Here is a 25,268-nt window from a genome sequence, read left to right as displayed (position 1 = left end):
TACGTGGTCGGCCCGGTTCGTGTGTCAGTCCAGATCATCGTGAGCCATGAGCCGGCGGGCGGTCTCGATGATCGAGCCCGACAGCGACGGGTAGACCGACAGCGTCTGCGCCAGATCGGTCACCGAGATCCGGTTCTGCACCGCCAGCGCGATCGGCAGGATCAGCTCGGACGCGATCGGCGCGACCACGACGCCGCCGATCACCACGCCGGTGGCCGGGCGGCAGAAGATCTTGACGAAGCCGTGCTCGAGCAGCGACATCTTGGCCCGCGCGTTGGTGTTCAGCGGCAGCATGAGGGTGCGGGCCGGAACCGTGCCGGCGTCGATCGCCGATTGCGGCACGCCGACCGCGGCGATCTCCGGGCGGGTGAACACCGCCGCGGCCACCGTCCGCAGCTTGATCGGCGAAACCCCTTCACCCAGTGCGTGATACATCGCGATGCGGCCCTGCATGGCAGCGACCGAGGCCAGCGGCAACAGCCCCGTGCAGTCACCGGCGGCGTAGATGCCCGACGCCTTGGTGCGCGACACCCGGTCGACCGTCAGGTAGTTGCCCGGTCCGAGCTCGATGCCGACCTTCTCCAGGCCCAGGCCCGAGGTGTTCGGGACCGAACCGATGCTCATCAGCGCGTGGCTGCCCTCGACGACACGGCCGTCGGCGAGGCTGACCTTGACGCCGGTTTCGGTACGGACGACCGAATCGGCGCGGGCGTTCTTGACCAACGTCACACCGCGCTCGGAGAACACCTCCTCCAGTACCGCGGCGGCGTCAGAGTCTTCGTGCGGCAGGATCTGGTCGCGGCTGGCCACGACCGTGACCTTGACGCCCAGTTCGGTGTAGGCGTTGCAGAACTCGGCGCCGGTGACACCGGAGCCGACGATCACCAGGTGCTCCGGCAGTTCGGTCAGGTCGTACAGCTGACGCCAGTTCAGGATGCGTTCGCCGTCGGGCACCGCGTTGGGCAGCACCCGGGGGCTCGCGCCGGTGGCGATCAGCACCACATCGGCCTTCAGCACGCCGGACCGCCCGTCGGGCGTCGTGACCTTGACCCGGTGGTGCGCCATGCCCGGGATGCTGTCGACGAGCTCGCCGCAGCCGGCCACCACGTTGACGCCGGCGCGCAGCAGCTGCCCGCCGATGTCGACCGACTGGCTCCGCGCCAGCGTCTTGACGCGGTTGTTGATCTGCGGCAACGAGATCTTGGCGTCCTCGATCTTGATGTCGAAGCCCAACCCGTCGGCGCGGCGCAGCTCGGTGCGCACCCCGGTGGACGCGATGAAGGTTTTCGACGGCACACAGTCCCAGAGCACGCAGGCACCACCGATGCCGTCACGGTCGACGACGGTGACCTCGGTCGCCTCACGGCCATAACCGGCGGCCACCAGGGCTGCCTCATATCCGGCGGGACCGCCGCCGATGATCACGATGCGGGTAGCCACGGCTACATCTAACCCTGAGTTGGGTGTTGGTCGCCGGACAACAAGCCGTAGGCTTGCCGGGTGCCGCTCTACGCCGCTTACGGATCGAACATGCATCCGGAGCAGATGCTTCAGCGGGCCCCTCATTCTCCGATGGCGGCCACGGGGTGGCTGCACGGCTGGCGACTGACGTTCGCCGGCGCGGACATCGGCTGGGAGGGCGCGCTGGCGACGCTGGTCGAGGATCCGCTCTCGAAGGTCTTCGTCGTGCTCTACGACATGACCCGCGAGGACGAGGAACGCCTGGACCGCTGGGAAGGCTCCGAGCTGGGGATCCACAAGAAGATCCGCTGCCGGGTGCACCGGGTGTCGTCGGACACCACGACCGACCCGGTGCTGGCCTGGATGTACGTCGTCGACGCGTGGGAGGGCGGCCTGCCCTCAGCGCGCTACCTCGGCGTCATGGCCGAGGCCGCCGAGATCGCCGGCGCCCCCGCCGACTACGTCCACCACCTCCGCACCCGCCCCTCCCGCAACATCGGGCCGTAGTCACTTCCCGCGCAGCCCGCGCAACCCGCGCAGACCGCGCAACCCTTTTCCCGCGAGCGGCCGTGTTTGTACAGCGACACACCGTGTTTCGTGTGCTATTCGGGGCCCCTCACGCGGCGCGAGCGCGACCAAACTGCCCATTAACCTCGATGTTTCACGATTTGGTCGGTGACACGGGCTGTTAATGCACGGAAGTGCCTGTCCTGCTTGGGAAACTTGGGATTGCGACGTCCAAAGTAACTCCGAGCGGAAAGGCACTCCGTAGGTGAAGCGTAGCCCAGGTGGTGCTGTGGTGGTTGATGCCACTCGCGAACAGTTGGTCTCCTCAGCCGGTGGTGTTCTGCTGCGGCAGACGGTGCGCTGTTCGGGACTGGATAAGGCCATGTCAGCGGCGTTGGCGCCGTGGCGGGCGCCGCGGTCGACCCACGATCCGGCCAAGGTTCTGATTGATCTGGCGACCGCGGTCGCGTTGGGCGGTGACTGCGCCGCCGACATCGCCGTGGCGCGGGCCCAGCCGCAGGTGTTCGGTCACGTGGCCTCCGATGCCACCGTGTCCCGATTGATCACCACCCTCGGTGGCGACGTCGATGCGGTGATCGCAGCGATCGGCACCGCGCGGGCCGCCGCCCGTGCTCGGGTCTGGGCCCGTCGACGGCCTGTTGGTGGCGCGGTGGGCGATCAGGTGATCATCGATCTGGATGCCACTTTGGTTACCGCCCACAGCGACAAACAGGGGCCACCCGACGTTCAAGTACGGGTATGGATTTCACCCGATGCTCGCGTTCGTCGATCACGGCGACGCCGGATCTGGAGAAGCCCTCGCCGGGCTGCTGCGCCGGGCTGCGCCGGCTCCAACAGCGCAGCTGACCACATCACCGTGCTCGATGCCGCGCTGGCCCAGTTGCCCGAACACGAACGACCGAACGTGGTGGTGCGCACCGATACCGGTGGCGGGGTCAAAGATTTCCTGCACCACATCACGGCGTTGGGATTGCAGTACAGCATCGGGTTCTACGGCATGCCCCGATCGTGGAAGCCCTCTCGAAGGTGCCACGGCAGGCATGGCGCGCAGCCCTCGATGGCGATGGCGCACCGCGCGAGGGCGCCCAGGTCGCCGAGCTGACCCGCTACCTACCGACCACGCTGCGGGGCTGGCCGCCCGGGATGCGGGTCATCGCTCGCCGTGAACGTCCCCACCCCGGTGCCCAGCTGCGCCTCACTGACGACAACGGGTGGCGCATCACCTGCTTTGCCACCAACACCGTCGGTTGGTCGATCGCGGATCTGGAGGTGCGCCACCGCCAACGCGCCCGGGCAGAGGATCGCATCCGCAACCTCAAAGACACCGGGCTGACCAATCTGCCCTTTCACGGGTTCGCTCAGAATCAGATCTGGCTGGAGATCACCCTGCTGGCCGCTGACCTGTTGGTCTGGACTCAAGTGTTGGCATTCGCCGGGCAACCCGCCAGACGTTGGGAACCTAAACGACTACGCCTGCGCCTGCTGGCCGTGGCCGGACGCATCATCACCTCAGGCCGACGCCGCTACCTACGCCTACCCCACGGATGGCCATGGAGTGACCTCATCGAAACTGGCTGGCACGCACTACAGACCACCTGACCACCCGCCCACATCCCGACAACCAAGGACCAGGAGCGCCGGCGATAAGCAACGCCGGAACCCCCTGCCGCCCAACGACTTATCCACCAACCAACGAGCAGCCCTCGGCCCCGACACCACCCACATGAAAGATCGAGGTTAATGCGCGCGACGAGATCATCCGGGCGGTAACGGACGTCCTCGAACACCATCGAGATCGCGGTCCAGCCGACATCCATCAGTGCCGAGGTCCGCTCGCGGTCGGCCAACATCGCGTCTGCTCCGCTGTGCCAATCCAAACCGTCGTACTCGGCAGCGACTTTGTACTGCGGCCACGCGAAATCCAGCCGGCGCAGTTTTCCCCGGCCGTCGACGACTTCGTACTGCAGTTCGGGCATCGGCAGGCCACCGTCGATCATCACCAAACGTGCCTCACTCTCCATCGGGGACTCCGCGCCCGGATCAGCGAGAGGCAGTAGCTCCCTGACCACGACGATGCCGCGCCGCCCTGACTGCTTGATCACCGTCCGCGACAACTCGACCCGATCGCAGGTTCCCGAACGTAACGCGGCGTCCAGTGTCGCCAGCACACGTGGCCTGCGCAGCGAGCGCGCGACTTCGATCGCTGTCCACGCCGGCGCAGTAGCCGGCCGCCCCTGAGCGATTGCCATCGGGGCACCGTCGCGCCGGTGGATCACCAGTCCGTCTGCATGCCGTAGATGTGAACCCACCGGGTTCAGCACATGCAGGTCCTTCGGCTCCTCGGTGTCGAATCCGTAGAGCGCCGCCGCCGTACCGAGACACACGGGCACCGGTTTGCCCGCTGTGAGATCGAGTCCACGCAGACGAGTCCAATCGTCGGGCGCACCCCGCGAGTAGATGCCTTGCCAAATACGTTCCAGCGCACCTGTTCTCAGGTGCGCGTCAAAGGCCCGGCGCGACAGCGTCTGCAGAATCTGCGCGCTGGTTGCGACGCCCTCCTGGCGGTCGAGCAGTGCTTCGAGGTCGACGTTCACGACACCGATGGTCGGCGTCAATGGGCCGGGCCGAAAGGCGCTTCAGGCGATCTGTGGATCAATCACGAACTGTGGAATTTCATGACCGACGGATCAACGCGCACTTTCGTCGCGCTCGTCGGCCGCGAGCGACCCCGAAATGCACGCGAAATGCGGCGTGTCGCGGTACAAACACGGCCGCTCGCGGTTAAAAAGCAGCGGCCTGCTCGATGATGTTGACCAGGACCCGGACGCCGACGCCGAGGGCACGTTCGTCGAGGTCGAAGGTCGGCTGATGAAGGTCCAGCTGCGGGCCGACGCCGGGCCACACGCCCAGGCGCGCCATGGCTCCCGGCACCTCTTCCAGGTACCACGAGAAGTCTTCGCCGCCACCGGATTGCTTGGTGTCGGCCAGGGCGTCCGGGCCCAGCGCCTCGATGGCGTGCGTCATGATCCGCGTCGACAATTCTTCGTTGACCACCGGCGGAACGCCACGGCGGTACAGCACCGTGTGATCGACGTTGAGCGGCGCGAGCAGCGACGAAACGATCTCGCGCACAATCGATTCCATCTCCACCCAGGCGTCCCGACTGGCGGTGCGGATGGTGCCGGCCAGGGTTCCGGTCTGTGGAATGGCGTTCGAGGCGAAACCGGCGTTGACCGCGCCCCACACCATCACGGTGCTGTGCCGCGGGTCGACGCGACGCGACAGGATGCCGGGCACCCCCGTGATCAGCGCACCGAGCGCGTAGACAAGATCACCCGTCAGATGCGGGCGGGACGTATGCCCACCCGGTGAGTGCAGGGTGATCTCCATCTGATCGGCCGCCGAGGTGATGGGCCCCGGAATGGTGGCGACCTTGCCGACCTCGAGTCGCGGATCACAGTGCAGCGCAAAGATTCTCGACACACCGGCCAGTGCGCCCGCAGATATCGCGTCCAGCGCGCCGCCGGGCATCAGCTCTTCGGCCGCCTGGAACACCAGGCGCACGCCGACCGGCAGCGTCGGCGCCGACGCGAGCGCCAGCCCGGTGCCGAGCAGCACCGCGGTGTGGGCGTCGTGCCCACAGGCGTGTGCCACGTTGGGGACTGTCGAGGCGAACGGCAGGCCGGTGCGCTCGTCCATCGGCAACGCGTCCATGTCGGCGCGCAGGGCGATCCGCGGTCGGTCCTCGGGGCCGAAATCACACGTCAGGCCGGTACCGCCGGGCAGAATCTTCGGGTTCAACCCGGCTTCGGCCAGTCGCGTCGCGACGAACTTGGTGGTCTCGAACTCCTGCCGGCCCAACTCGGGGTTGGCGTGCAGATGCCGCCGCCACCCGACCAGGTCACCGTAGTTCGTGGCCAGCCAGTGCTCGGCGTGGTCCGAGAGGGTCATCCGCGCCCTGCCTTCACTTGTTGCTGAACCGCTGCCCGGTCCGCCATCTTCTGCAAAACCCGGGCCCGCTCGTCAGGCGCCAGCGCCAGCGCAACCACGGTGCGCGCCAACATGATCGAACCTTCGGCGACGGCCTTGTCCGCACTCGGTCCGGCTGCGGCCGCGGTGAACTCGGGTTGGTGGATCGATGCCCCGTTGGCCTCGATCCCGACCACCGGGTGAATCCCCGGCATCACCCGCGTGACGTTACCCATGTCGGTACTGCCAAGGGGCACAGACACTTCCAGGTCCATCGGCAGCGGCGCACGGCCGAGCCGCTCCATCTCGGCGCGGAACACCGTCGTCAACCACGGATCGGGCGTCAGCGCGTCGTACCGCGGCGACACCTCGGTCACCTCGTGCGTGCAGCCGGCCGCCAGCGCGCCGGCCGCGAAGCACGAGAACATCCGATCTTCCAGCTCGTCCAGCGACGCCGAGTCCGTGGCCCGCATCGTGTAGAGCAATTCCGCATGCGCCGGAATGACATTCGGCGCCTGACCGCCGTCGGTGACGATGCCGTGCATCATCTGACCGGGCGTCAACTGCTGACGCAACAACCCGATCGCCACCTGCGCGACCGTCACCGCATCAGCGGCGTTGATGCCCAGGTAGGGAGCGACGGCGGCGTGTGACTCGCGCCCGCGGTAGGCCACCGACACCTCGGACAGCGCCAGGGACCGCGCTCCCGCGATGTCCACCGGACCGGGGTGCAGCATCACCGATGCCGCGACGTCGTCGAACACGCCGGCGTTCAGCAGCAACGCTTTTCCGCCCCCGGCCTCCTCGGCGGGCGTGCCGATGAGTGCCACGGTGATGCCGATCTCGTCGGCGACCTCGGCCAGCGCCAGCGCCGTGCCGACCGCCGACGCGGCAATGATGTTGTGCCCGCACGCATGTCCAATGCCGGGCAACGCGTCGTACTCGGCACAGATGCCGATCACCAGCTCGCCGCTGCCGTAGTCGGCACGGAACGCGGTGTCCAGACCTCCGGCGGCCGGGGTGACGTGGAAGCCGCGTTCGGCCACGAGCGCCTGGGTCTTGGCGCAGCTGCGGTGCTCCGCGAAAGCCAGTTCCGGCTCGGCGTGGATCGAGTGCGATAGCGAGATCAAATCGGCACGGTGACGCGCGACGGCATCGGTGACCGTCTGCAGGGCGTCTCCCGTGGGCATCATGGAAGTATCGCACCGGCCCGTTCGGCGGCGGTCGGCAACTAAGGTGGACGCCGTGACCGATCCGCAGGCCACCCCTGACTTCGCCGCCGCTGCGGCCGCCGCCGCCATCCGTGACCGCACCGGAATCGCCGGCTTCGATGTCGCTGTCGTGCTCGGTTCCGGCTGGGCGCCGGCCGCGGCTGTACTCGGCGAGCCCACAGCCACCATCGCCATGGGTGACCTGCCCGGATTCACTCCCCCGACGGCGTCGGGACATGGCGGGCAGGCGCTGGCGTTGCAGATCGGCGGCCGCAATGTGCTGGTCCTGCTGGGCCGTATCCACGCCTATGAGGGCCATGACCTGCGGCACGTCGTCCACCCCGTGCGCACCGCCATCGCCGTCGGCGTGAGCACCGTGGTGCTGACCAACGCCGCCGGCGGCCTGCGCGAGGAGTATTCGGTGGGCCAGCCGGTGCTGATCAGTGATCACCTGAACCTGACGGCGCGCTCACCCCTGGTGGGGGCACAGTTCGTCGACCTCGTCGACGCCTATTCGCCGCGGCTGCGGGCACTGTCCCGCGCGGTCGACCCGACGCTGACCGAAGGCGTGTATGCCGGTCTGCCGGGTCCGCACTACGAGACGCCCGCCGAAATCCGGATGCTGCGCACCCTGGGCGCCGATCTGGTCGGGATGTCGACGGTGCACGAGACCATCGCGGCCCGCGCCGGCGGCGCGGAAGTGCTGGGCATCTCGATGGTGACCAACCTGGCCGCCGGTATGACGGGCGAGCCGCTCAGCCACGCCGAGGTGCTGGAAGCCGGACGCCAGTCCGCGACGCGGATGGGGACGCTGCTGGCCGAGGTGTTGGCGCGGTTGTGACCGGCACACCCCTGACCTTTGGTACCGCCGGCCTGCGCGGCCCCATGCGTGCGGGCCTCGACGCCATGAATGTCACCACCGTCAGTCGTGCGACCTGGGCGGTGGCGAAGGTGCTCAAGGATCGTTGCCTGGGCGGCTCGACGGTCGTGGTCGGCCGCGACGCGCGGCACCACTCCGACGAATTCGCCACGGCGACAGCCGAAATCTTTGCCGCCGAAGGCTTTTCCGTCATCCTCCTCCCGTACCCGGCACCGACCCCGGTCGTGGCGTATGCGGTACGCCGGCTCAACGCCGTCGCCGGCGTGCAGATCACCGCGTCGCACAATCCACCGGCCGACAATGGGTACAAGGTGTATTTCGACGGCGGCATCCAGATCGTCCCGCCCACCGACCGGGATATCGAGACAGCCATGCGGCAGGCGCCGACCGACATCGCCCGGCAGCCCGTCACCCCTACCGACGAGACGCTCATCGAGCAGTACGCCCGGCAGGCCGGCTCGCTACGCCGGACCCGAGGCGATGTCCGGGTGGCGCTGACGCCCATGCACGGCGTCGGGGGCGCACTGGCGGTCGACGCCCTGAATCGTGCCGGCATCGCAGACATCCACACGGTCGCAACACAATTCAACCCAGACCCAGACTTTCCCACCGTGGCGTTCCCCAACCCCGAGGAACCCGGCGCCACCGACCTCCTGCTCGCCCTCGCGGCCGAGACCGGCGCCGAAGTCGCCATCGCCCTGGACCCAGACGCCGACCGCTGCGCCGTGGGCATCCCGACGGCACAAGGCTGGCGCCTGCTGTCGGGCAACGAAACCGGTTGGCTTCTGGGCGAATACCTGCTGTCGAACCTGACCCCCGAAGAAGCCCGGCAGACCGTCGTCGCCAGCTCACTCGTCTCGTCGCAGTTGCTCGCCGCGATCGCCGCCGACCACGGCGCCCACCACGTCGAAACCCTGACCGGTTTCAAATGGCTGGCGCGCGCCGACCAGGACATCCCCGGTGCCACGTTGCGGTATGCCTACGAAGAGGCCATCGGGCACTGCGTCGACCCCGATGCCGTGCGCGACAAGGACGGCATCAGCGCGGCTGTGGTGTTCTGTGATCTGGTTGTGGCACTGCGGAATCAAGGCCAGACGGTGCAGGACAGGTTGGACGCCCTGGCTGCGAAGTACGGCGTCCACCTCACCGGCGCGGTCTCGGTCCACACCGACGCCGACGCGGTGATGGCCCGGCTTCGTGCCGAACCGCCGGCTCAGATTGCCGGTATCTCCGTCAGTGTCGAAGACCTGGACCAGCTTCGCGGTCAACGTCGCACCGACGCCCTGATCTTCACCGGCGAGGGCTTACGCGTCGCCGTGCGCCCGTCGGGCACCGAGCCAAAGGTCAAGTGCTACATCGAGGTCAGCAAGCCGCCGACCGCCGATGGCGCAGCGAGCGGCACTATCGCCGAGTCCGAACTACGCGACATCGAGGCCGCCGTCACCGGCCTGCTGGCCCCAGTCTGACAACGAACCATAGGGAAATCCCTTATATCCCGCGGGCTCCGCTGCGACCTAGCCTCGACTCATCGGAGGAAAGAGGTGTCGGCATGTTGGACAACGCACTCGTTCGACGCTGCGGTAGCGCGGCGACAGTCATGATCGGCGGAATCGACCCCGACCGGCCCGGTCGTCCACTAGCGCGGACCGAACTGCCGATCCCCCGCATCGCCCAGGCCCGGCACGATGTAGGCATCGTCGTTCAGCTCGGCGTCGATGGTGGCGGTGAACAACTTCAGCGACGGAACTGCCTTCTCCACCAACGCAATTCCCTCGGGCGCACACACCACGCACACCGCGGTGATGTCGTCGGCCCCGCGGTCGACCAGGAGTTGCAGGGTGTACGCCATCGACCCGCCGGTGGCCAGCATGGGGTCGAGCACCATCACCGGCCGGCCACTGAGGTTCGCCGGCAGCGACTCCAGGTACGGCGTCGGTTGGTGCGTCGACTCGTCACGCGCCATGCCGACGAAGCCGACCTGCGCCTCCGGAATCAGCGCGTGCGCCTGATCGACCATGCCCAGACCGGCCCGCAGCACCGGGACCAACAGCGGTGGGTTCGCCAGGCACGACCCGGTCGTCGAGGCCACCGGCGTCTGCACCGGCAGTTCCTCGCAGGCCAACGAGCGAGTGGCCTCGTAGACCAGCATCAGCGTCAGGTCGCGTAGCGCAGCCCGGAACCCGGCATTGTCGGTGCGCTCGTCGCGCAGGGTGGTGAGCCGCGCGGCGGCAAGCGGATGATCGACGATCCGGACGTCCATGCGCGCAAACATTAGTGGAACCGAACGAGCCCGACGGCCGTCTTATCCACATGACGCGAAACCTGACCGTGGCCCCGTCGGCCCTGCACACCCTGGCCGCGGACTACCGCGGCCACAGCACCGAACTCGCCGCGCACGCCGCGGATCTGGCCGCAATCGGCGGCCAGGTCGGCGTGTTCGGACCAGTCGGCGCCGCCTTCGCGGCCGCACTGACAGCGGCGACCTGCCACCAGGCCCAGCTGGCCCACCACCTCAGCGCGCATCTCGATGCCGGCGCCACCACCGCCGTCGCCACCGCGGACACCTTCATCGACACCGACCACAACGCCGGCGGCCGGATCGGAGCCTGGTGGTGACGGGTGCACTGACCGCAGCGCTGGCCGCACCGATCCGGGAGGTGCGTGCGCTGGTCGGTCCGACCGGCCCCGATCCAGCCGAAGCCCTGCGTGCGGTGCAGTCCGGGCTCGACGGTGTCGCCGCCGCTGCCGACGGCGCGTGGCAGCGGGCCCAGGGCGAGTGGACCGGCGCCGCGGCGGGCGGCGCCGGTCAGTTCGCGAACGCCGCCGTCACCGCGATCGTGGCAATGGCGATGACCGCCGGTCAGCTGAGCACGCACACCGAGCAAGCCGCTGCCGCCGTGGCACGGGCACGCGAACGACTCGACGCCATTCTGCGAAATTTCGAGACCCGAGCCGCCGAGCTCGAAGCCACTCTCGAATCCCCCACTGACGCCGCAGCACTCATCGACGAAGCCAGCCACGCTCTCGATGAGGCCATCACCGTCGTCGACGAGCTGCACACCGAACTCGCGGCACAGGCCGAGCAGATCACCGCAACCGTGCGTGCCCCTGCGCCCCAGAGCCACGGATCACCTTGGGAGACAGACGGATCAGGATCAGGCGCGGGCATGAGCCCCAGCCTCGACACGTCCGGGGGTCAGGGTGCGAACTGGGCCGGCGGATTCGGCGGTCTCGGCGCACTCGCCGCACCGGCGGCGCATGCCGCCCAGGCCGCCCTCGGCGCACGAAACCACCGCCGGCCGCCCGATCCAGAGAAATTCGGGGCCGGCGAGGCGGTGACACTGCCCGACGGCAGCACCGCCACGGCGCCGAACAAAGTTGCGGCCGATGCGGTTCGGCACGCGCTCACTCAACTCGGCGTGCCGTACGTGTGGGGTGGCACGACGCCCGGCGTCGGACTGGACTGCAGCGGGCTGACGCAGTGGGCCTATCGCGAAGCCGGGCTCGACCTGCCGCGGCTGGCGCAGGAGCAGGACGTCGGCGCCGCCGTCGACCGTGGCTCGCTGCGTCCTGGCGATCTGGCGGTTTGGGATGGCCACGTCGCGATGATCGTGGGGAATGGCCTCATGGTGGAGGCGGGCGATCCCGTTCAGCTGTCCCCGATCCGAACGACCAACCTGAATCAGGGTTTCCACGGCTTCTTCCGCCCGACGGCATGATCACCGCCGAATACGACGACGCGATGGCCCGGGCGCGTGCGGCACTCGCGGTGTTCAGGCGTACGGCTGCCGAACTGTCGAGAGCCGACGCCGCCGCCGACGTCACCGCCGCCCTGCACAACCTGCGCGACGATCTCCTTCAACACGGCCCGCCCGCCACCCGACGACAAGATGCCCCCAGCGTGCCCCAACCCACACGTCGATAGGCTGTGCCGCATGGCTGCTGACATCGTGCCGGTTCGGCTCGGGTTGACCAATGGCGATCTGTACACCCTGTGGGCGCCGCTGTGGCGCGACTCCGACGACGAGTGGGAGGCGTTCCTCGGCCACGAGGACGACCTCTACGCCTTCGAATCCGTCGCGGACCTGGCCGCTTTCGTGCGGACCAACACCGACAACGACCTCGCCGACCACCCGAAGTGGAAGGCGCTCGGCGAAGCCAACGCCCACCGCCTGAACCCTGACGAGAGCCACCTGCACGACCTCGTCGGCGTGCCCGAGCTGGTCGCCGAGAAGCCCACCGAGGAGTCCGTCACCGCGCTGCGACGCACGCTCCAGGTGGTCGGCGCCCTCGGCTCGGTCTGCGACCTGATCGCCGTCGCGAAGTTCTTCAACGGCAACCCCGTGTTGTCGACGCTCGGCGGCGGCGCCGAGGCCTACTCGGGCCGGGCCGGCCGCAAGCGCTGGGCCGACATCGAGGCCGCCGTCGGCCGCAGCTGGGACCACGTGCTCGACGCCATCGACGCCCTGGTGACCACCCCCGACGTCGACGCCAAGGCTGCCGAGAAGGCCCAGGCCGAGCTCGACGCGCCCGCACCCGAGCCGGAGGAAGACGAACTCGACGAGGTCGAGGAGACCGACGTCGACGATGTCGTCATCGAGGACGAGGTCGACACCGACTCCGAAGAGGCAGCGCTCACCGCGCAGGCCGAGCGGCAGCTGCTCGGCAGCGACGAGGACTTCTGGGAGCGCGTCGGCATCGACCCGATCCGCATCATGACCAAGGGCGGCACCCTCTACACGCTGCGCTGCTACTACAACGACCAGCCGCGGTTCCTCGGCCGCAACGGCCGCATCAGTGTGTTCGGCTCGGAGCGCACCCTGGCCCGCTACCTGGCCGACGAGCACGAGAGCGACCTGTCCAGCTTCGAGGCGTACAGCGACATCCGCACCGCGGCCACCGACGGCTCGCTGCAGATCCGCGTCACCGAGGACAACGTCTACGTGCTGAGCGGTCTGTCCGACGACATCGCCGACGGCCCCGAGGCCGTCGACCGCGAGCAGCTGGACCTGGCAGTGGAGTTCGTCCGCGATGTCTGCGACTACGCCGAGGACGGCACCGCCGACAAGTACCTGACGACCAGCCAGCCGCTGGGCAAGTTCGTCGGTCACGTGCTGGAGCCCGAGACCGTGGGCGCCCCGTCGAAGCCGTATGCCGAAGCTGTCGCCCAGTGGGAGACGCTGGAGCGCTTCGTCGAGTCGCGCCTGCGTCAGGAATGACGCGCGCCGCGATGAGTTAGGGCCGCCGGTCGGGTCTGCACTGACATGACCCAGACCAGCGCCCAGCCCATCGTCCGAAACCTCGCCGTCCCCGGCGCCACGCTGCAGTACGAGGTGCGTGGCGACGGGCCGGTGCTGGCCGTCATCGGTTCCCCCATGACGGCGTCCGAGTTCGCCGCGGTGGCCGACGCCCTGGCCGTCGACCACACCGTCGTGACGTACGACCCGCGCGGGCTCGGCGCCAGTCCCATCGACGATCCCGCGCAGGACTCCACCCCCGAACTGCGGGCCGACGACGTCGCCGCGATCCTCGACGACCTGGGCGCCGGCCCGGCCCACGTGTTCGGTTCGAGTGGCGGCGCCGTCACCGGCCTGGCGCTGGCCGCCAGGTACCCCGGCTGGGTCCGGACGCTGGTCGCGCACGAGCCGCCGCTGCTGGAGTTGCTGCCCGCATCGGAGGCCGCCAAGCAGCGCGCCGCGACACAGGACATCATCGCGACCTTCCACAGCGACGGCCCCGGCGCGACGATGGCGAAGTTCATGGCCACCGCGGGCTTCGATGACTCCGAGAACGGGGCGCCGGTGCCGCCGGGACCGGCGCCCTCATCGGACGAGATGCGTAAGCAACTCGCCGACCTGTCCCGGTTCTTCAATCATGAATTGCTCTGCACCACAACGTATGTGCCCGACCTCGACGCGCTGCGGGCAAGCCGGGTGATCGTGGGCATCGGCGCCGAGTCCGATCCCCTCATCACCCATGGCACCTCGATGGCACTGTGCCGCCTACTGGGCGTCGAGCCCGTCATCTTCCCCGGTGATCACGGCGGGTTCATGAGCGCGCCCGGCGAATTCGCCGACGCGCTGCGGACCGTTCTGTCCGACTGAACCCCCACGTCACCCGGCCACCGCCCGCGCTCACAGCCGACACACAACTACGCCGCGTTGCAAAATTAGTTAGCAAGGCGTAAGAATTTCCCAAGAATCCGCTGAGTGAGCGGAGCCGCCTGCCCCGGGCAGGCGAGGCAGCAGCTTGATCGTCGGGGATTCGATCAGCGCGCGTTGAGCGGAAGGTGGTCGGGTGCGGTCGGAGTCGAAAGGCCTGCTGAAAAAGGTCTGGATACCGCTTGTCCTGGTGGCCGTGCTGGCGGTGTCGGGCCTCGTGGTGTCCCGCCTGCACGAAAAGTTCGGGTCGGAGAACCTCAACGCCCATGCCGGCGCGGGCATCGAGATCGTCCAGTTCAATCCCAAGGTCCTCGTGTACGAGGTCTACGGCCCGCCCGGAAGCTCGGCCGAGATCAGTTATTTCGACCCTGATGCCAACGTGCACTCGGTGAGCGCCGCGCTCCCCTGGTCCATCACCCTGTCCACCACGTTGCCGACCGTCAGCGCGAACCTGATGGCGCGCAGCGACAGTGAGCAGAGCAGCGACCACATCGGCTGCCGTGTCACGGTGAACGGCACCGTCCGCGAGGAGCAATCCGCCAATGGCGTCAACGCCCAGACCTACTGCCTGGTGAAGTCCGCATGACCGAAACACTTGAGACACAACACAAGACGGCAGACAAGCGGCCGAAGTTCGCCCATGCGCTGCGCATCCTGTCGGTGCCGATCATCCTGTTCTGGGTCGCAATCGCGGTCCTGGTGAACGTCGCGGCACCGCAGCTCGAGGTCGTCGGCGAGCTGCACGCCGCACCGATGGCCCCCGAGGACGCGCCTTCGATGAAGGCCATGAAGTTGATGGGCGCCAACTTCAAGGAGTTCAACTCCAACAGCACGATCATGGTCGTCGTCGAAGGCAAGGAAGCGCTCGGCCCGGACGCCCACAAGTACTACGACGAGATCATCCGCAAGCTGCAGCGCGATCCCGAGCACATCCAGCACATCCAGGACTTCTGGGGCGACACGCTGACCGCGGCCGGCGCACAGAGCGCCGACGGCAAGGCGTCGTACGTGATGATCAACCTCGCCGGCGAGCAGGGCATGACGCTCGCCAACGAAGGCGTGGAGGCCGTCCGCAAGGCCATCGAGGAGACGACGGCACCGCCGGGCGTGCAGGCCTATGTCGCGGGCCCCGCCGCCCTGACCGACGACCTGCACGTCATCGGCAACGCGAGCCTGGCCATGATCACGCTGATCACCCTGGTCGCCATCGCCGGCATGTTGCTGGTGGTCTACCGCTCGATCAGGACCACCCTGGTCCAGTTGTTCCTGACCTTCCTGGCGCTGCTGACCGCCCGCGGCGTGGTGTCGGTGCTCGCCACCCATGACGTCTTCGGGCTGACGACGTTCGCGGGCAACATCCTCACGATGCTGGCCATCGCGGCGGCCACCGACTACGGGATCTTCATCTTCGGGCGGTATCGCGAAGACCGCGGCATCGGCCTGGACCGGGACGACTCGTACTACGCGACGTTCACGTCCGTCGCACCCGTCATCGTGGGGTCCGGATTGACCATCGCCGGAGCGACGTACTGCTTGAGCTTCTGCCGCCTGCCGTACTTCACCACGATGGGTGCCCCCGTCGCGATCGGCATGATCGTGGTGGTGGCCATCTCGGTCACCCTCGGCCCGGCCGTCCTGTTCCTCGGCAGCAAGGTGGGACTGTACGAATCCAAGCGACCGCCGCAGAGCAGGTTCTGGCGCCGCGTCGGCACCGCCGTGGTGCGTTGGCCCGCACCGATTCTGGTGGCCAGCCTGTTCATCGTGCTGGTTGGCGTCGTCGCCATCCCGGGCTACAAGCCGGCCTACAACGACCGCTATTACCTGCCTGCCGATGCCCCGGTCAACATCGGCTTCGCCGCGGCCGACCGGCACTTCACGCAGGCCCGGATGAACCCCGACATCCTGATGGTCGAGTCCACCCACGACATGCGCAATCCCGCGGACATGTTGGTGATGAACAAGATCGCGAGCAACGTGATGCACACCGAGGGCATCGCGATGGTGCAGAGCATCACCCGGCCGCTGGGCATCCCCATCCAGCACAGCTCGATTCCATTCCAGACGAGTGTCTCGGGCCAGACCAGCAACATGAATCTGCCGTTCCAGCGCAAGCAGCTCGAAGACCAGCTGCGGATGGTCGACGCGACCAACGTGTCGATCGGCATCCTGGAGAAGCAGTACGCACTGTCGCTTGAGCAGACCAAGCTGACCCAAGACTCGGCCAAGAAGTCGGAAGCGCTCCTGCAGGTCACCGAGGAGATGCGCAACAACATCGCGAACTTCGACGACCAGTTCCGGCCGATGCGCAACTACTTCTACTGGGAACCGCACTGCTTCGACATCCCCATGTGTGCGGCGGTGCGGTCGGTGTTCGACGCGCTGGACGGTATCGACGAGCTGACCGACCGGACCGGCGACGTCCAGGTCAACACCGACAAACTGGCCGACCTGGCGCCGAAGCTGACGGCGCTGCTCCCCCAGACCATTGCGTCGATGAAGACCAGCCGGGACCTGTCGCTGGCGTCGTACAACTCGCAGAAGGCCCTCATCGACCAGATGCAGGCCATGAACGACACCGCACTGTCGATGGGTGCCGCGTTCGACGGCGCCAAGAACGACGACCTGTTCTACCTGCCGCCGGAGGCCTTCCAGAACCCCGATTTCCAGCGCGGATTGAAGATGTTCATGTCGCCGGACGGCAAGTCCGCCCGCATGTTCATCACGCACCAGAGTGACCCGGCAACGGTCGAGGGGATCAACCGTGTGGCGTCTGAGCGCAAGGCTGCGCAAGAGGCCTTGAAGATGTCGTCGCTATCGGACGCCAAGATCTACCTCGGCGGCGTCGCGGCCACCTACCGGGACATGGCAGACGGCGCCCGTTACGACCTGATGATCGCCGTCGTGTCTTCGCTGACGCTGATCTTCATGATCATGCTCATCCTGACGCGCAGCGCCGTAGCAGCGTTGACGATCGTCGGGACGGCCGGCAGCTCCATCGCCGCGTCGTTCGGCGTCTCGGTGCTGCTGTGGCAGGACTTGTTCGGCATCCAGGTGGAGTGGCTGGTCATGCTGATGTCGGTCATCATCCTGTTGGCCGTCGGCTCCGACTACAACCTGCTGCTGGTCTCCCGGTTCAAGGACGAGATCCACGAGGGCCTGAAGACCGGCATCATCCGGTCCATGGCCGGCACCGGCGGTGTCGTCACATCCGCTGGCCTTGTGTTCGCGGCCACGATGGCAGGCATGCTCTACAGCGATCTGGTCGTGCTCGCCCAGATGGGTTCGACCATCGCCATCGGTCTGCTGATCGACACCTTCATCGTGCGGTCACTGCTGATGCCGTCGATCGCGGTGCTGCTCGGCCGCTGGTTCTGGTGGCCGCAGGTGGTGCATCCGCGCGGCAGGTACAACACCGAGAGGTTCGTGCCGAAGGCGTTCCAGCAGCCGCGGCAGGAGCCGGTGTCCGCGGGCGCCGCCGGGAGGTCCGGCTTCGTCGACGACGCCCCGACAGACAGCTACCCGACCAGCACCGCGTAGCGCGGTTTGATGATGTCGTCGATGATCGCCAGCCGCTCGTCGAATGGGATGAAGGCCGATTTCATGGCGTTGATGGTGAACCGCTGCAGGTCGGTCCAGCCGTAGCCGAACTCGTTCACCAGGAGCGCCATCTCCTGCGTCATGGTGGTGTCGCTCATCAGCCGGTTGTCGGTGTTGACGGTGACGCGGAAGCGCAGCCGCGCCAGCTGGTCGAACGGGTGCTCGGAGATGCTGGCCGCGGCGCCGGTCTGCACATTGCTACTCGGGCACATCTCCAGCGGAATTCGCTTGTCCCGCACGATGTTCGCCACCCGGCCGAGCCGGAAGGTGCCGTCGGGCCCCTCCTCGATGTCGTCGACGATGCGCACGCCGTGACCCAGCCGGTCGGCGCCGCAGAAGGCGATGGCCTCGTGGATGGACGGCAGGCCGAAGGCCTCCCCGGCGTGGATCGTGAACCGGGCGTTGTTGCCCCGCATGTACTCGAAGGCGTCGAGGTGGCGGGTCGGAGGGTAGCCGGCCTCGGCGCCGGCGATGTCGAACCCGACGACGCCCCGGTCGCGGAACCGGATGGCCAACTCGGCGATCTCGCGGGACCGGGCGGCATGCCGCATGGCGGTGACGAGGCAGCGGACCGAGATCGCCTGCCCTGCCGCGGCCGCGGCCTTCTCTCCATCGGCGAACCCGGCCAGCACCGCGTCGACGACCTCGTCGAGCACCAGACCGCCGTCGATGTGCAGTTCGGGCGCGAACCGCACCTCGGCGTACACGACGTTGTCGGCCGCCAGATCCTCGACGCATTCGTACGCGACGCGGTACAGCGCATCGGTGGTCTGCATGACGCCGACGGTGTGCGCGAACGGCTCCAGATAGCGGACCAGCGATCCGCTGTGCGCCTGGGTGCGGAACCACTTCGCGAGCTCGTCGACGTCCATGGTGGGCAGGTCGCCGTAGCCGCTCTGCTCGGCCAACTCCACCACCGTGGCGGGCCGCAGGCCGCCGTCCAGGTGATCGTGCAACAGCGCTTTGGGTGCCTGCTTGATCTGATCCAGCGTGAGGGTGGTCATCAATCCATCTTGCGCCGGATGGTGGCTTTTAGCCCGCCGGCTCGTCTGCCAGCAGCAGCCGTGTCCGGAACAGGTCCAGAACCTGATCCAGTGCGGCTCGCGTGGGCTGACCCGGCTCGTCGATCAGGTGCTCGGTGACCACCGAGTGCGGTGCGAGGCGCGCATCGGGATTGGCGTCGGCGTCCTCGAGTTCGACGGCGATGAAGGCGTCGCCCAGCTGCTCGCGCAGGAAATCGAAACGCTCTGCCGGCACCAGCTTGTCGCTCTTGAACCGCATGCCGATGACGTTGAGCCCCGCGGCGCACCGACCCTTGACGACCTCCAGGTCCGCCGGCGAGATGTCGATGTTGCGGCGCTGCTTGGCGGTCAGGCCCAACGGCAACGACGGCTGCGACAGCACCGGAGCCAGGATGACGTCGTCGGTGGCCATCGCCAGGGCGTAGCCCCCGGTGAAGCACATCCCGATCGCACCGACGCCGGGTCCCCCGCAGCGCTCGTGCTCGGCGCGGGCCAGTGCCCGCAGCCAGTCGACGACCGGCGACGTCTTGCCGGTCGCCAGGATGGTGAATTCCTTGCTGATGCACGACGGCAGCGCCGACCCCATCGCCTTGAGTGCCGCCAGATTGCTGGCGTTGGGGTCCAGTCCGGGGATGCCGAACAGGTGCGGCAGGACGGCGGTACAACCCAGGTCGGCGACCTTGCGGGCGAAGTCGAGAACCTTGGGCGTGATGCCGGGTATCTCGGCGATCACGATGACGGCCGGACCGGTCCCGCGGCGGAACACGGTGCGGGTCGTGCCATCGTGGGTGAACTCGGTGCGCTCGAAGTCGCGGAGGTCATCGTCAGCCATGCGGACGACCCTAGTGGCGGGCGCGGCCGGCGGCCACAGTTGGTTTCGCGGCTATTCGATGCGGCTATTCGATGCGGTCGAGCACCACGGGTCGCTGGGTCGGCGCCGCGTCGTCCACCGACCATCCGCCGTCGAGTTCGGCGAGCGCCGATGGCAGCCGCCCAGGGGTCTCGGTGTACAGCGTGAACAGGGTCTCGCCGGCGGCGACGGGCTCACCGCTGCGGCGGTGGAGGTACAGCCCAGCCCCGGCCTGCACCGGGTCGCCGGGCTGGGCCCGTCCGGCGCCGAGCCGCCAGACCGCCATGGCGACCGACATCGCGTTGATGTCACCCATGACCCCGCTGCGCGACGCCACGACGGTCTCGGTGTGCGTTCCCAGTGGCAGGGGCGCCTCGGGATCGCCGCCCTGCGCGGCGATCAATTGCCGGAAGCAGTCCATCGCGGTGCCGTCGGCCAGGGTCTGGGCGGGGTCGACGCCGTCGATGCCGGCCACGTCGAGCATCTCGCGGGCCAGCGCGACGGTCAGTGCGACGACGTCGTCCGGGCCGCCGCCGGCCAGGACATCCAGCGATTCGGCGACCTCTACCGCGTTGCCGACAGCGCGGCCCAGCGGCCGGTCCATGTCGGTGAGCAGCGCCCGGGTCGGGACGCCGTAGGCGACGCCGAGATCGACCATGGTCCGCGCCAGCTCCCTCGACTCGGCCTCGGTCTTGAGGAACGCCCCGCGACCGACCTTGACATCCAGCACCAGCGAGCGGGCGCCTTCGGCCAGCTTCTTGCTCATGATCGAGCTGGCGATCAGCGGTAGCGACTCCGTCGTGCCGGTGACGTCGCGCAGTGCATAGATCTTGCGGTCGGCCGGCGCCAGGTCCCCGGCCGCGAAGATCGCCGCGCCGATGTCGGAAAGTTGTTGGCGGATACGGCCTTTCGACAGCTCGGCGGTGAATCCGGGGATCGCCTCCAGCTTGTCCAAGGTGCCGCCGGTGTGCCCGAGGCCGCGGCCGGCGGCCTGCGGGACGGCGCCGCCACAGGCCAGGATGACGGGCACCAGCGGGATGGTGATCTTGTCGCCGACGCCACCGGTGGAGTGCTTGTCCACCAGCGCGAGCGGCCGGCCGTCGCGCCGCAGGTCGGTAAAATCGAAGCGCTCGCCCGAGTCCACCATGGCCGCCGTCCAGCGGGCGATCTCGGCCGGTGTCATGCCGCGCAGGAAGATCGCCATCAGCAGTGCCGACATCTGCGCGTCGGCGACGCGCCCGTGGGTGTAGCCGTCGATCACCCAGTCGATCGCGGCATCGGACAGCACGCCGCCGTCGCGCTTGGTGCGAATGACCGTCGGCGCATCGAACTGCGACCCGTGATGTAGTGCATCGAACGCCACACCCGGAATGCTAGCCAAGTTACCCGCCAGTAACCGCAACCCCCGCCAGAAGCGTTGCCCCGCTTGGCGTTACCGGCGGTTCAGGTCGTCCGGCCCGAAAGCATCAGGCAGCAGTTCGGCCAGCGGCCGCGGACCCGCCACGTGGTCGATCAGCATGGCCGGCCCACCGTGCTCGAGCAGCACTTGCCGACAGCGTCCGCACGGCATCAGCACCGCCCCGGAGCCGTCGACGCACGCCAGCGCGAGCAGCCGTCCACCACCGCCGGAATGTAGGGCACAGACCACAGCACACTCCGCGCAGAGGCCAAGGCCATATGAGACATTTTCCACATTGCAGCCCAGCACGATTCGGCCGTCGTCGACCAGCGCCGCCGCCCCCACCGGGAAGTTCGAGTAGGGCGCGTAGGCGCCCCGGGATGCAGCTATTGCCTTGTCCCGCAACAGTTTCCAGTCAATCTCCGGCATCACCAATACCCCGTTCCCGGCACCCCAACGCCGCCCCGAAACCCGACCCGACCGCCAAGTAAGTTAATGTAGGCAAACCTAATTTCCGACGCGGGTTCACCATTCCCCCCACACGCTAGTTCTGACTGTGCGCAAATTGGGATTAGAGTCGCCCCGAGGTTTGGGCTCGGCACGCGAAAAAGTTGCTGCCGGGTCATGCGTCCACCGACGGCGTTGGAGGTCGAAATGAGTACAGCGGCAGCCGCGGAATCCGCCATACCCGCGCCGCGTTCAGCACCACAGAAGAGGCGCACCCTGTATCGCGGAGATCCGGGCATGTGGTCCTGGGTGCTACACCGCATCACCGGTGCCACCATCTTCTTCTTCTTGCTGGTCCACGTGCTGGACACGGCGCTGGTCCGGGTCAGCCCCGAGGCCTACAACGAGGTGATCAACACCTACAAGACGCCGATCATCGGGTTCATGGAGATGGGCCTGGTCGCGGCGGTGCTCTACCACGCCCTCAACGGCGTGCGAGTCATTCTGATCGACTTCTGGCAGCAGGGACCCAAGTACCAGCGGGTCATGCTGTGGACCATCCTGGCCATCTGGATCGCGGTCGTCATCGCCGCAGTTGGGGTAGAGGGCATGCACATGGTTGAGCACTACGGGTGGCTCAAGTGACCACGCATACCGATTCCGGCGCCGCCGAGGCGCGCCGCGGGGGCCGTCCGGCCCCGGTCATGGAGCGCGAGCACGACCGCCCCGCCGCCCTCGATCACCCGCGCGCTCCCCGGCGCGCCCGTGGCATCCCGTACTTCGAGAAGTACGCCTGGCTGTTCATGCGCTTCTCCGGCGCCGCGCTGGTGCTGCTCGCCCTCGGTCACCTGTTCATCGGGCTGATCTGGCAGAACGGCGTCTACCGCATCGACTTCAACTACGTCGCGCAGCGCTGGGCCTCGCCGTTCTGGCAGATCTGGGACATGGCCCTGCTGTGGCTGGCGCTGGTGCACGGCGCCAACGGCATGCGCACCATCATCGGTGACTACGCCCGCAAGAACACCACCAAGTTCTGGCTGAACTCGATTCTGCTGCTGGCCACCGGATTCACCCTGGTGCTGGGCAGCTACGTGCTCGTCACCTTCGACGCGAACATCAAATAGGGGCTCGCAGGATGATTCAGGAACATCGCTACGACGTCGTCATCGTCGGTGCCGGTGGCGCAGGTATGCGCGCAGCCGTGGAAGCCGGCCCGCGCGTGCGCACCGCCGTGCTGACCAAGCTGTACCCGACGCGTTCGCACACCGGTGCCGCGCAGGGTGGCATGTGCGCCGCGCTCGCCAATGTCGAGGACGACAACTGGGAGTGGCACACCTTCGACACCGTCAAGGGTGGCGACTACCTCGCTGACCAGGACGCCGTCGAGATCATGTGCAAGGAAGCCATCGACGCGGTGCTGGACCTCGAGAAGATGGGCATGCCGTTCAACCGGACGCCCGAGGGCCGCATCGACCAGCGTCGCTTCGGCGGCCACACCCGTGACCACGGCAAGGCCCCGGTCCGCCGCGCCTGCTACGCCGCCGACCGCACCGGCCACATGATCCTGCAGACGCTGTACCAAAACTGCGTCAAGCACGACGTGCAGTTCTTCAACGAGTTCTATGCCCTGGACCTGGTGCTCACCGAGACCGCGGGCGGCCCGGTGGCCACCGGCATCATCGCCTACGAGCTCGCGACCGGCGACATCCACATCTTCCACGCGAAGTCGATCGTGTTCGCCACGGGCGGCTCGGGCCGGATGTACAAGACCACCTCCAACGCCCACACCCTGACCGGTGACGGCCTGGGCATCATCTTCCGCAAGGGACTTCCCTTGGAGGACATGGAGTTCCACCAGTTCCACCCGACAGGCCTGGCCGGCCTGGGCATCCTGATCTCGGAAGCCGTGCGTGGTGAAGGTGGTCGTCTGCTCAACGCCGAAGGCGAGCGCTTCATGGAGCGCTACGCCCCCACCATCGTCGACCTGGCGCCGCGTGACATCGTGGCCCGCTCGATGGTGCTGGAGGTCCTCGAGGGCCGCGGCGCCGGACCGAACAAGGACTACGTCTACATCGACGTGCGCCACCTCGGCGAAGAGGTGCTGGAGGCCAAGCTGCCGGACATCACCGAGTTCGCCCGCACCTACCTGGGCGTCGACCCCGTCACCGAACTGGTGCCGGTGTACCCGACGTGCCACTACGTCATGGGCGGTATCCCGACCACCGTCAACGGCCAGGTGCTGCGGGACAACGTCAACGTGGTCCCCGGTCTGTACGCCGCTGGTGAATGCGCCTGTGTGTCGGTCCACGGATCCAACCGCCTGGGCACCAACTCGCTGCTGGACATCAACGTGTTCGGCCGCCGGGCCGGCATCGCCGCCGCCGAGTACGCCCAGAACCACAATTTCGTGGATCTGCCGGACAACCCGGCCGACATGGTCACCGGCTGGGTCGGCGACATCCTGTCCGACCACGGCAACGAGCGTGTCGCGGACATCCGCACCGCGCTGCAGCAGTCGATGGACAACAACGCCGCCGTGTTCCGCACCGAGGAGACCCTCAAGCAGGCGCTGACGGACATCCACGCGCTCAAGGAGCGGTACAGCCGAATCACGGTGCACGACAAGGGCAAGCGCTACAACAGCGACCTGCTCGAGGCCATCGAGCTGGGCTTCCTGCTCGAGCTGGCCGAGGTCACCGTCGTCGGTGCGCTGAACCGCAAGGAATCGCGCGGCGGCCATGCCCGCGAGGACTACCCGGACCGCGACGACACCAACTACATGCGCCACACCATGGCCTACAAGCAGGGCGCCGACCTCCTGTCCGATATCCGGTTGGACTACAAGCCTGTCGTCCAGACCCGGTACGAGCCGATGGAACGGAAGTACTGACATGAGTGCACCCGTATTGGACAAGCCCGAAGCCGGCGACCCGCCGCTGCCCCCGGTGCCCGAAGGCGCCGTCATGGTCACGCTGAAGATCGCCCGGTTCAACCCGGAGAACCCGGACGCCGCCGGTTTCCAGAGCTTCCGCGTGCCGTGCCTGCCCAGCGACCGGTTGCTGAACCTGCTGCTGTACGTGAAGGGCTACCTGGACGGCACGCTGACGTTCCGTCGGTCCTGCGCGCACGGCGTGTGCGGCTCGGACGCCATGCGCATCAACGGCGTGAACCGGCTGGCCTGCAAGGTCCTCATGCGCGACCTGCTGCCGAAGAAGCCCGGCAAGGACCTGACCATCACCATCGAGCCCATCCGCGGCCTGCCCGTGGAGAAGGACCTCGTGGTGGACATGGAGCCGTTCTTCGACGCCTACCGCGCCGTGAAGCCGTTCCTCATCACGTCGGGCAACCCCCCGACCCGTGAGCGCATCCAGTCGCAGACCGACCGCGCCCGCTTCGACGACACCACCAAGTGCATCCTGTGCGCCTGCTGCACCACCTCGTGCCCGGTGTACTGGAGCGAGGGCTCGTACTTCGGCCCCGCCGCCATCGTCAACGCGCACCGGTTCATCTTCGACTCGCGTGACGAGGCCGCCGCCGAGCGCCTCGACATCCTCAACGAGGTCGACGGTGTGTGGCGCTGCCGCACCACCTTCAACTGCACCGAGGCCTGCCCCCGCGGCATCCAGGTGACCAAGGCGATCCAGGAAGTCAAGCGCGCCTTGATGTTTGCCCGCTAGGGCTTTCGCTTCCGCCGAAACTGAGCTTGTGTACCAAATCTCGCAAGGATTTGGGACACAAGCTCA

21 protein-coding genes and 3 pseudogenes are annotated in these 25,268 nt (G+C 67.7%); 15 read left to right on the top strand and 9 right to left on the bottom strand.

Annotation, left to right across the window (positions count from 1 at the left end; genetic code table 11):
* Window positions 1-24 precede the first annotated feature (24 nt).
* Window positions 25-1,440: an NAD(P)H-quinone dehydrogenase gene (locus tag G6N46_RS26410; RefSeq protein ID WP_138250120.1), complete on the bottom strand. Its 1,416-nt coding sequence runs from the start codon at window positions 1,438-1,440 to the stop codon at window positions 25-27.
* A gap of 60 nt (window positions 1,441-1,500) precedes the next feature.
* Between G6N46_RS26410 and G6N46_RS26405 the strand changes: the two genes are divergently transcribed.
* Both G6N46_RS26405 and G6N46_RS26400 read left to right on the top strand, forming a co-directional pair.
* The gene (locus tag G6N46_RS26405) at window positions 1,501-1,968 is read left to right on the top strand and encodes a gamma-glutamylcyclotransferase family protein (RefSeq protein WP_138250121.1); all 468 of its coding nucleotides are present in this window, start codon (window positions 1,501-1,503) and stop codon (window positions 1,966-1,968) included.
* Between the two features lie 265 nt (window positions 1,969-2,233).
* Window positions 2,234-3,588: pseudogene (locus G6N46_RS26400) on the top strand (IS1380 family transposase).
* 137 nt (window positions 3,589-3,725) lie between these two features.
* Here G6N46_RS26400 and G6N46_RS26395 read toward each other — a convergent pair.
* The 3 genes and pseudogenes from G6N46_RS26395 to G6N46_RS26385 all read right to left on the bottom strand — a co-directional run.
* Window positions 3,726-4,583, bottom strand: a pseudogene (locus tag G6N46_RS26395) (hypothetical protein); the annotation flags it as partial.
* 187 nt (window positions 4,584-4,770) lie between these two features.
* Window positions 4,771-5,940 (bottom strand): M20 family metallopeptidase, encoded by a 1,170-nt coding sequence (locus G6N46_RS26390; RefSeq protein ID WP_138250142.1) that lies wholly within the window; start codon window positions 5,938-5,940, stop codon window positions 4,771-4,773.
* Entirely contained in the window at window positions 5,937-7,148 is a 1,212-nt protein-coding gene (locus G6N46_RS26385) for a M20 family metallopeptidase (protein ID WP_138250198.1), read from the bottom strand. Before G6N46_RS26385 ends, G6N46_RS26390 begins: the two co-directional genes overlap by 4 nt.
* A 1-nt stretch (window position 7,149) precedes the next feature.
* Here G6N46_RS26385 and G6N46_RS26380 point away from each other — a divergent pair, with 1 nt between their 5' ends.
* Both G6N46_RS26380 and G6N46_RS26375 read left to right on the top strand, forming a co-directional pair.
* Window positions 7,150-8,010 (top strand): purine-nucleoside phosphorylase, encoded by an 861-nt coding sequence (locus G6N46_RS26380; RefSeq protein ID WP_407665153.1) that lies wholly within the window; start codon window positions 7,150-7,152, stop codon window positions 8,008-8,010.
* A gap of 8 nt (window positions 8,011-8,018) precedes the next feature.
* Window positions 8,019-9,515: pseudogene (locus tag G6N46_RS26375) on the top strand (phospho-sugar mutase); the annotation flags it as partial.
* Between the two features lie 170 nt (window positions 9,516-9,685).
* On the opposite strand, the gene upp reads toward G6N46_RS26375, so the two are convergent.
* On the bottom strand, window positions 9,686-10,309 hold the full coding sequence (gene upp / locus G6N46_RS26370) for a uracil phosphoribosyltransferase (RefSeq protein WP_061002031.1): 624 nt from the start codon (window positions 10,307-10,309) through the stop codon (window positions 9,686-9,688).
* Window positions 10,310-10,359: 50 nt separating this feature from the next.
* Between upp and G6N46_RS26365 the strand changes: the two genes are divergently transcribed.
* From G6N46_RS26365 to G6N46_RS26335, 7 genes are all read left to right on the top strand, one after another.
* Entirely contained in the window at window positions 10,360-10,665 is a 306-nt protein-coding gene (locus G6N46_RS26365) for a type VII secretion target (RefSeq protein WP_138250145.1), read from the top strand.
* Entirely contained in the window at window positions 10,659-11,768 is a 1,110-nt protein-coding gene (locus tag G6N46_RS26360; protein ID WP_138250146.1) for a C40 family peptidase, read from the top strand. Before G6N46_RS26365 ends, G6N46_RS26360 begins: the two co-directional genes overlap by 7 nt.
* Window positions 11,765-11,974 carry a hypothetical protein gene (locus tag G6N46_RS26355; protein WP_138250147.1) on the top strand — a complete coding sequence of 70 codons (210 nt, stop codon included), beginning with the start codon at window positions 11,765-11,767 and terminating at the stop codon, window positions 11,972-11,974. The genes G6N46_RS26360 and G6N46_RS26355 overlap by 4 nt, the downstream gene beginning before the upstream one ends.
* Before the next feature lie 10 nt (window positions 11,975-11,984).
* A complete protein-coding gene (gene satS, locus G6N46_RS26350; protein ID WP_061001965.1) occupies window positions 11,985-13,268 on the top strand; it encodes a protein export chaperone SatS in 1,284 nt (427 codons plus the stop codon).
* Between the two features lie 45 nt (window positions 13,269-13,313).
* Window positions 13,314-14,153 carry an alpha/beta fold hydrolase gene (locus G6N46_RS26345; protein WP_138250148.1) on the top strand — a complete coding sequence of 280 codons (840 nt, stop codon included), beginning with the start codon at window positions 13,314-13,316 and terminating at the stop codon, window positions 14,151-14,153.
* 214 nt (window positions 14,154-14,367) lie between these two features.
* Complete coding sequence (locus G6N46_RS26340; RefSeq protein WP_138250199.1) at window positions 14,368-14,796, top strand: MmpS family transport accessory protein; 429 nt, start codon at window positions 14,368-14,370, stop codon at window positions 14,794-14,796.
* On the top strand, window positions 14,793-17,747 hold the full coding sequence (locus G6N46_RS26335) for an MMPL/RND family transporter (protein ID WP_138250149.1): 2,955 nt from the start codon (window positions 14,793-14,795) through the stop codon (window positions 17,745-17,747). Before G6N46_RS26340 ends, G6N46_RS26335 begins: the two co-directional genes overlap by 4 nt.
* Here G6N46_RS26335 and G6N46_RS26330 read toward each other — a convergent pair.
* The 4 genes from G6N46_RS26330 to G6N46_RS26315 form a co-directional block, all read right to left on the bottom strand.
* Window positions 17,726-18,814: an adenosine deaminase gene (locus G6N46_RS26330; RefSeq protein ID WP_138250150.1), complete on the bottom strand. Its 1,089-nt coding sequence runs from the start codon at window positions 18,812-18,814 to the stop codon at window positions 17,726-17,728. The two genes, G6N46_RS26335 and G6N46_RS26330, sit on opposite strands and share 22 nt — an antisense overlap.
* Before the next feature lie 25 nt (window positions 18,815-18,839).
* A complete protein-coding gene (locus G6N46_RS26325) occupies window positions 18,840-19,661 on the bottom strand; it encodes a dienelactone hydrolase family protein (RefSeq protein WP_061001975.1) in 822 nt (273 codons plus the stop codon).
* Window positions 19,662-19,725: 64 nt separating this feature from the next.
* On the bottom strand, window positions 19,726-21,042 hold the full coding sequence (locus tag G6N46_RS26320) for a thymidine phosphorylase (protein ID WP_138250151.1): 1,317 nt from the start codon (window positions 21,040-21,042) through the stop codon (window positions 19,726-19,728).
* 69 nt (window positions 21,043-21,111) lie between these two features.
* Window positions 21,112-21,507 carry a cytidine deaminase gene (locus tag G6N46_RS26315; protein ID WP_163693040.1) on the bottom strand — a complete coding sequence of 132 codons (396 nt, stop codon included), beginning with the start codon at window positions 21,505-21,507 and terminating at the stop codon, window positions 21,112-21,114.
* Between the two features lie 225 nt (window positions 21,508-21,732).
* On the opposite strand from G6N46_RS26315, the gene sdhC reads away from it, so the two are divergent.
* Genes sdhC through G6N46_RS26295 form a run of 4 tightly spaced genes read left to right on the top strand, consistent with a single transcriptional unit; the run spans window position 21,733 to window position 25,202 of the window.
* Window positions 21,733-22,170, top strand: a complete 438-nt coding sequence (sdhC, locus tag G6N46_RS26310; protein WP_082761931.1) for a succinate dehydrogenase, cytochrome b556 subunit — start codon at window positions 21,733-21,735, stop codon at window positions 22,168-22,170.
* Window positions 22,171-22,229: 59 nt separating this feature from the next.
* On the top strand, window positions 22,230-22,649 hold the full coding sequence (locus G6N46_RS26305; RefSeq protein WP_061002042.1) for a succinate dehydrogenase hydrophobic membrane anchor subunit: 420 nt from the start codon (window positions 22,230-22,232) through the stop codon (window positions 22,647-22,649).
* A gap of 11 nt (window positions 22,650-22,660) precedes the next feature.
* Window positions 22,661-24,415 (top strand): succinate dehydrogenase flavoprotein subunit, encoded by a 1,755-nt coding sequence (gene sdhA / locus G6N46_RS26300; protein WP_138250152.1) that lies wholly within the window; start codon window positions 22,661-22,663, stop codon window positions 24,413-24,415.
* A gap of 1 nt (window position 24,416) precedes the next feature.
* Window positions 24,417-25,202: a succinate dehydrogenase iron-sulfur subunit gene (locus tag G6N46_RS26295; protein ID WP_020102797.1), complete on the top strand. Its 786-nt coding sequence runs from the start codon at window positions 24,417-24,419 to the stop codon at window positions 25,200-25,202.
* The last annotated feature ends 66 nt before the right edge of the window (window positions 25,203-25,268 follow it).

Origin of the sequence: Mycolicibacterium phocaicum, assembly GCF_010731115.1 — a bacterium.
Classification (GTDB): domain Bacteria; phylum Actinomycetota; class Actinomycetes; order Mycobacteriales; family Mycobacteriaceae; genus Mycobacterium; species Mycobacterium phocaicum.
The sequence above is the reverse complement of the archived record's forward strand: the minus strand, read 5'-3'. Positions and strand labels throughout refer to the sequence as shown.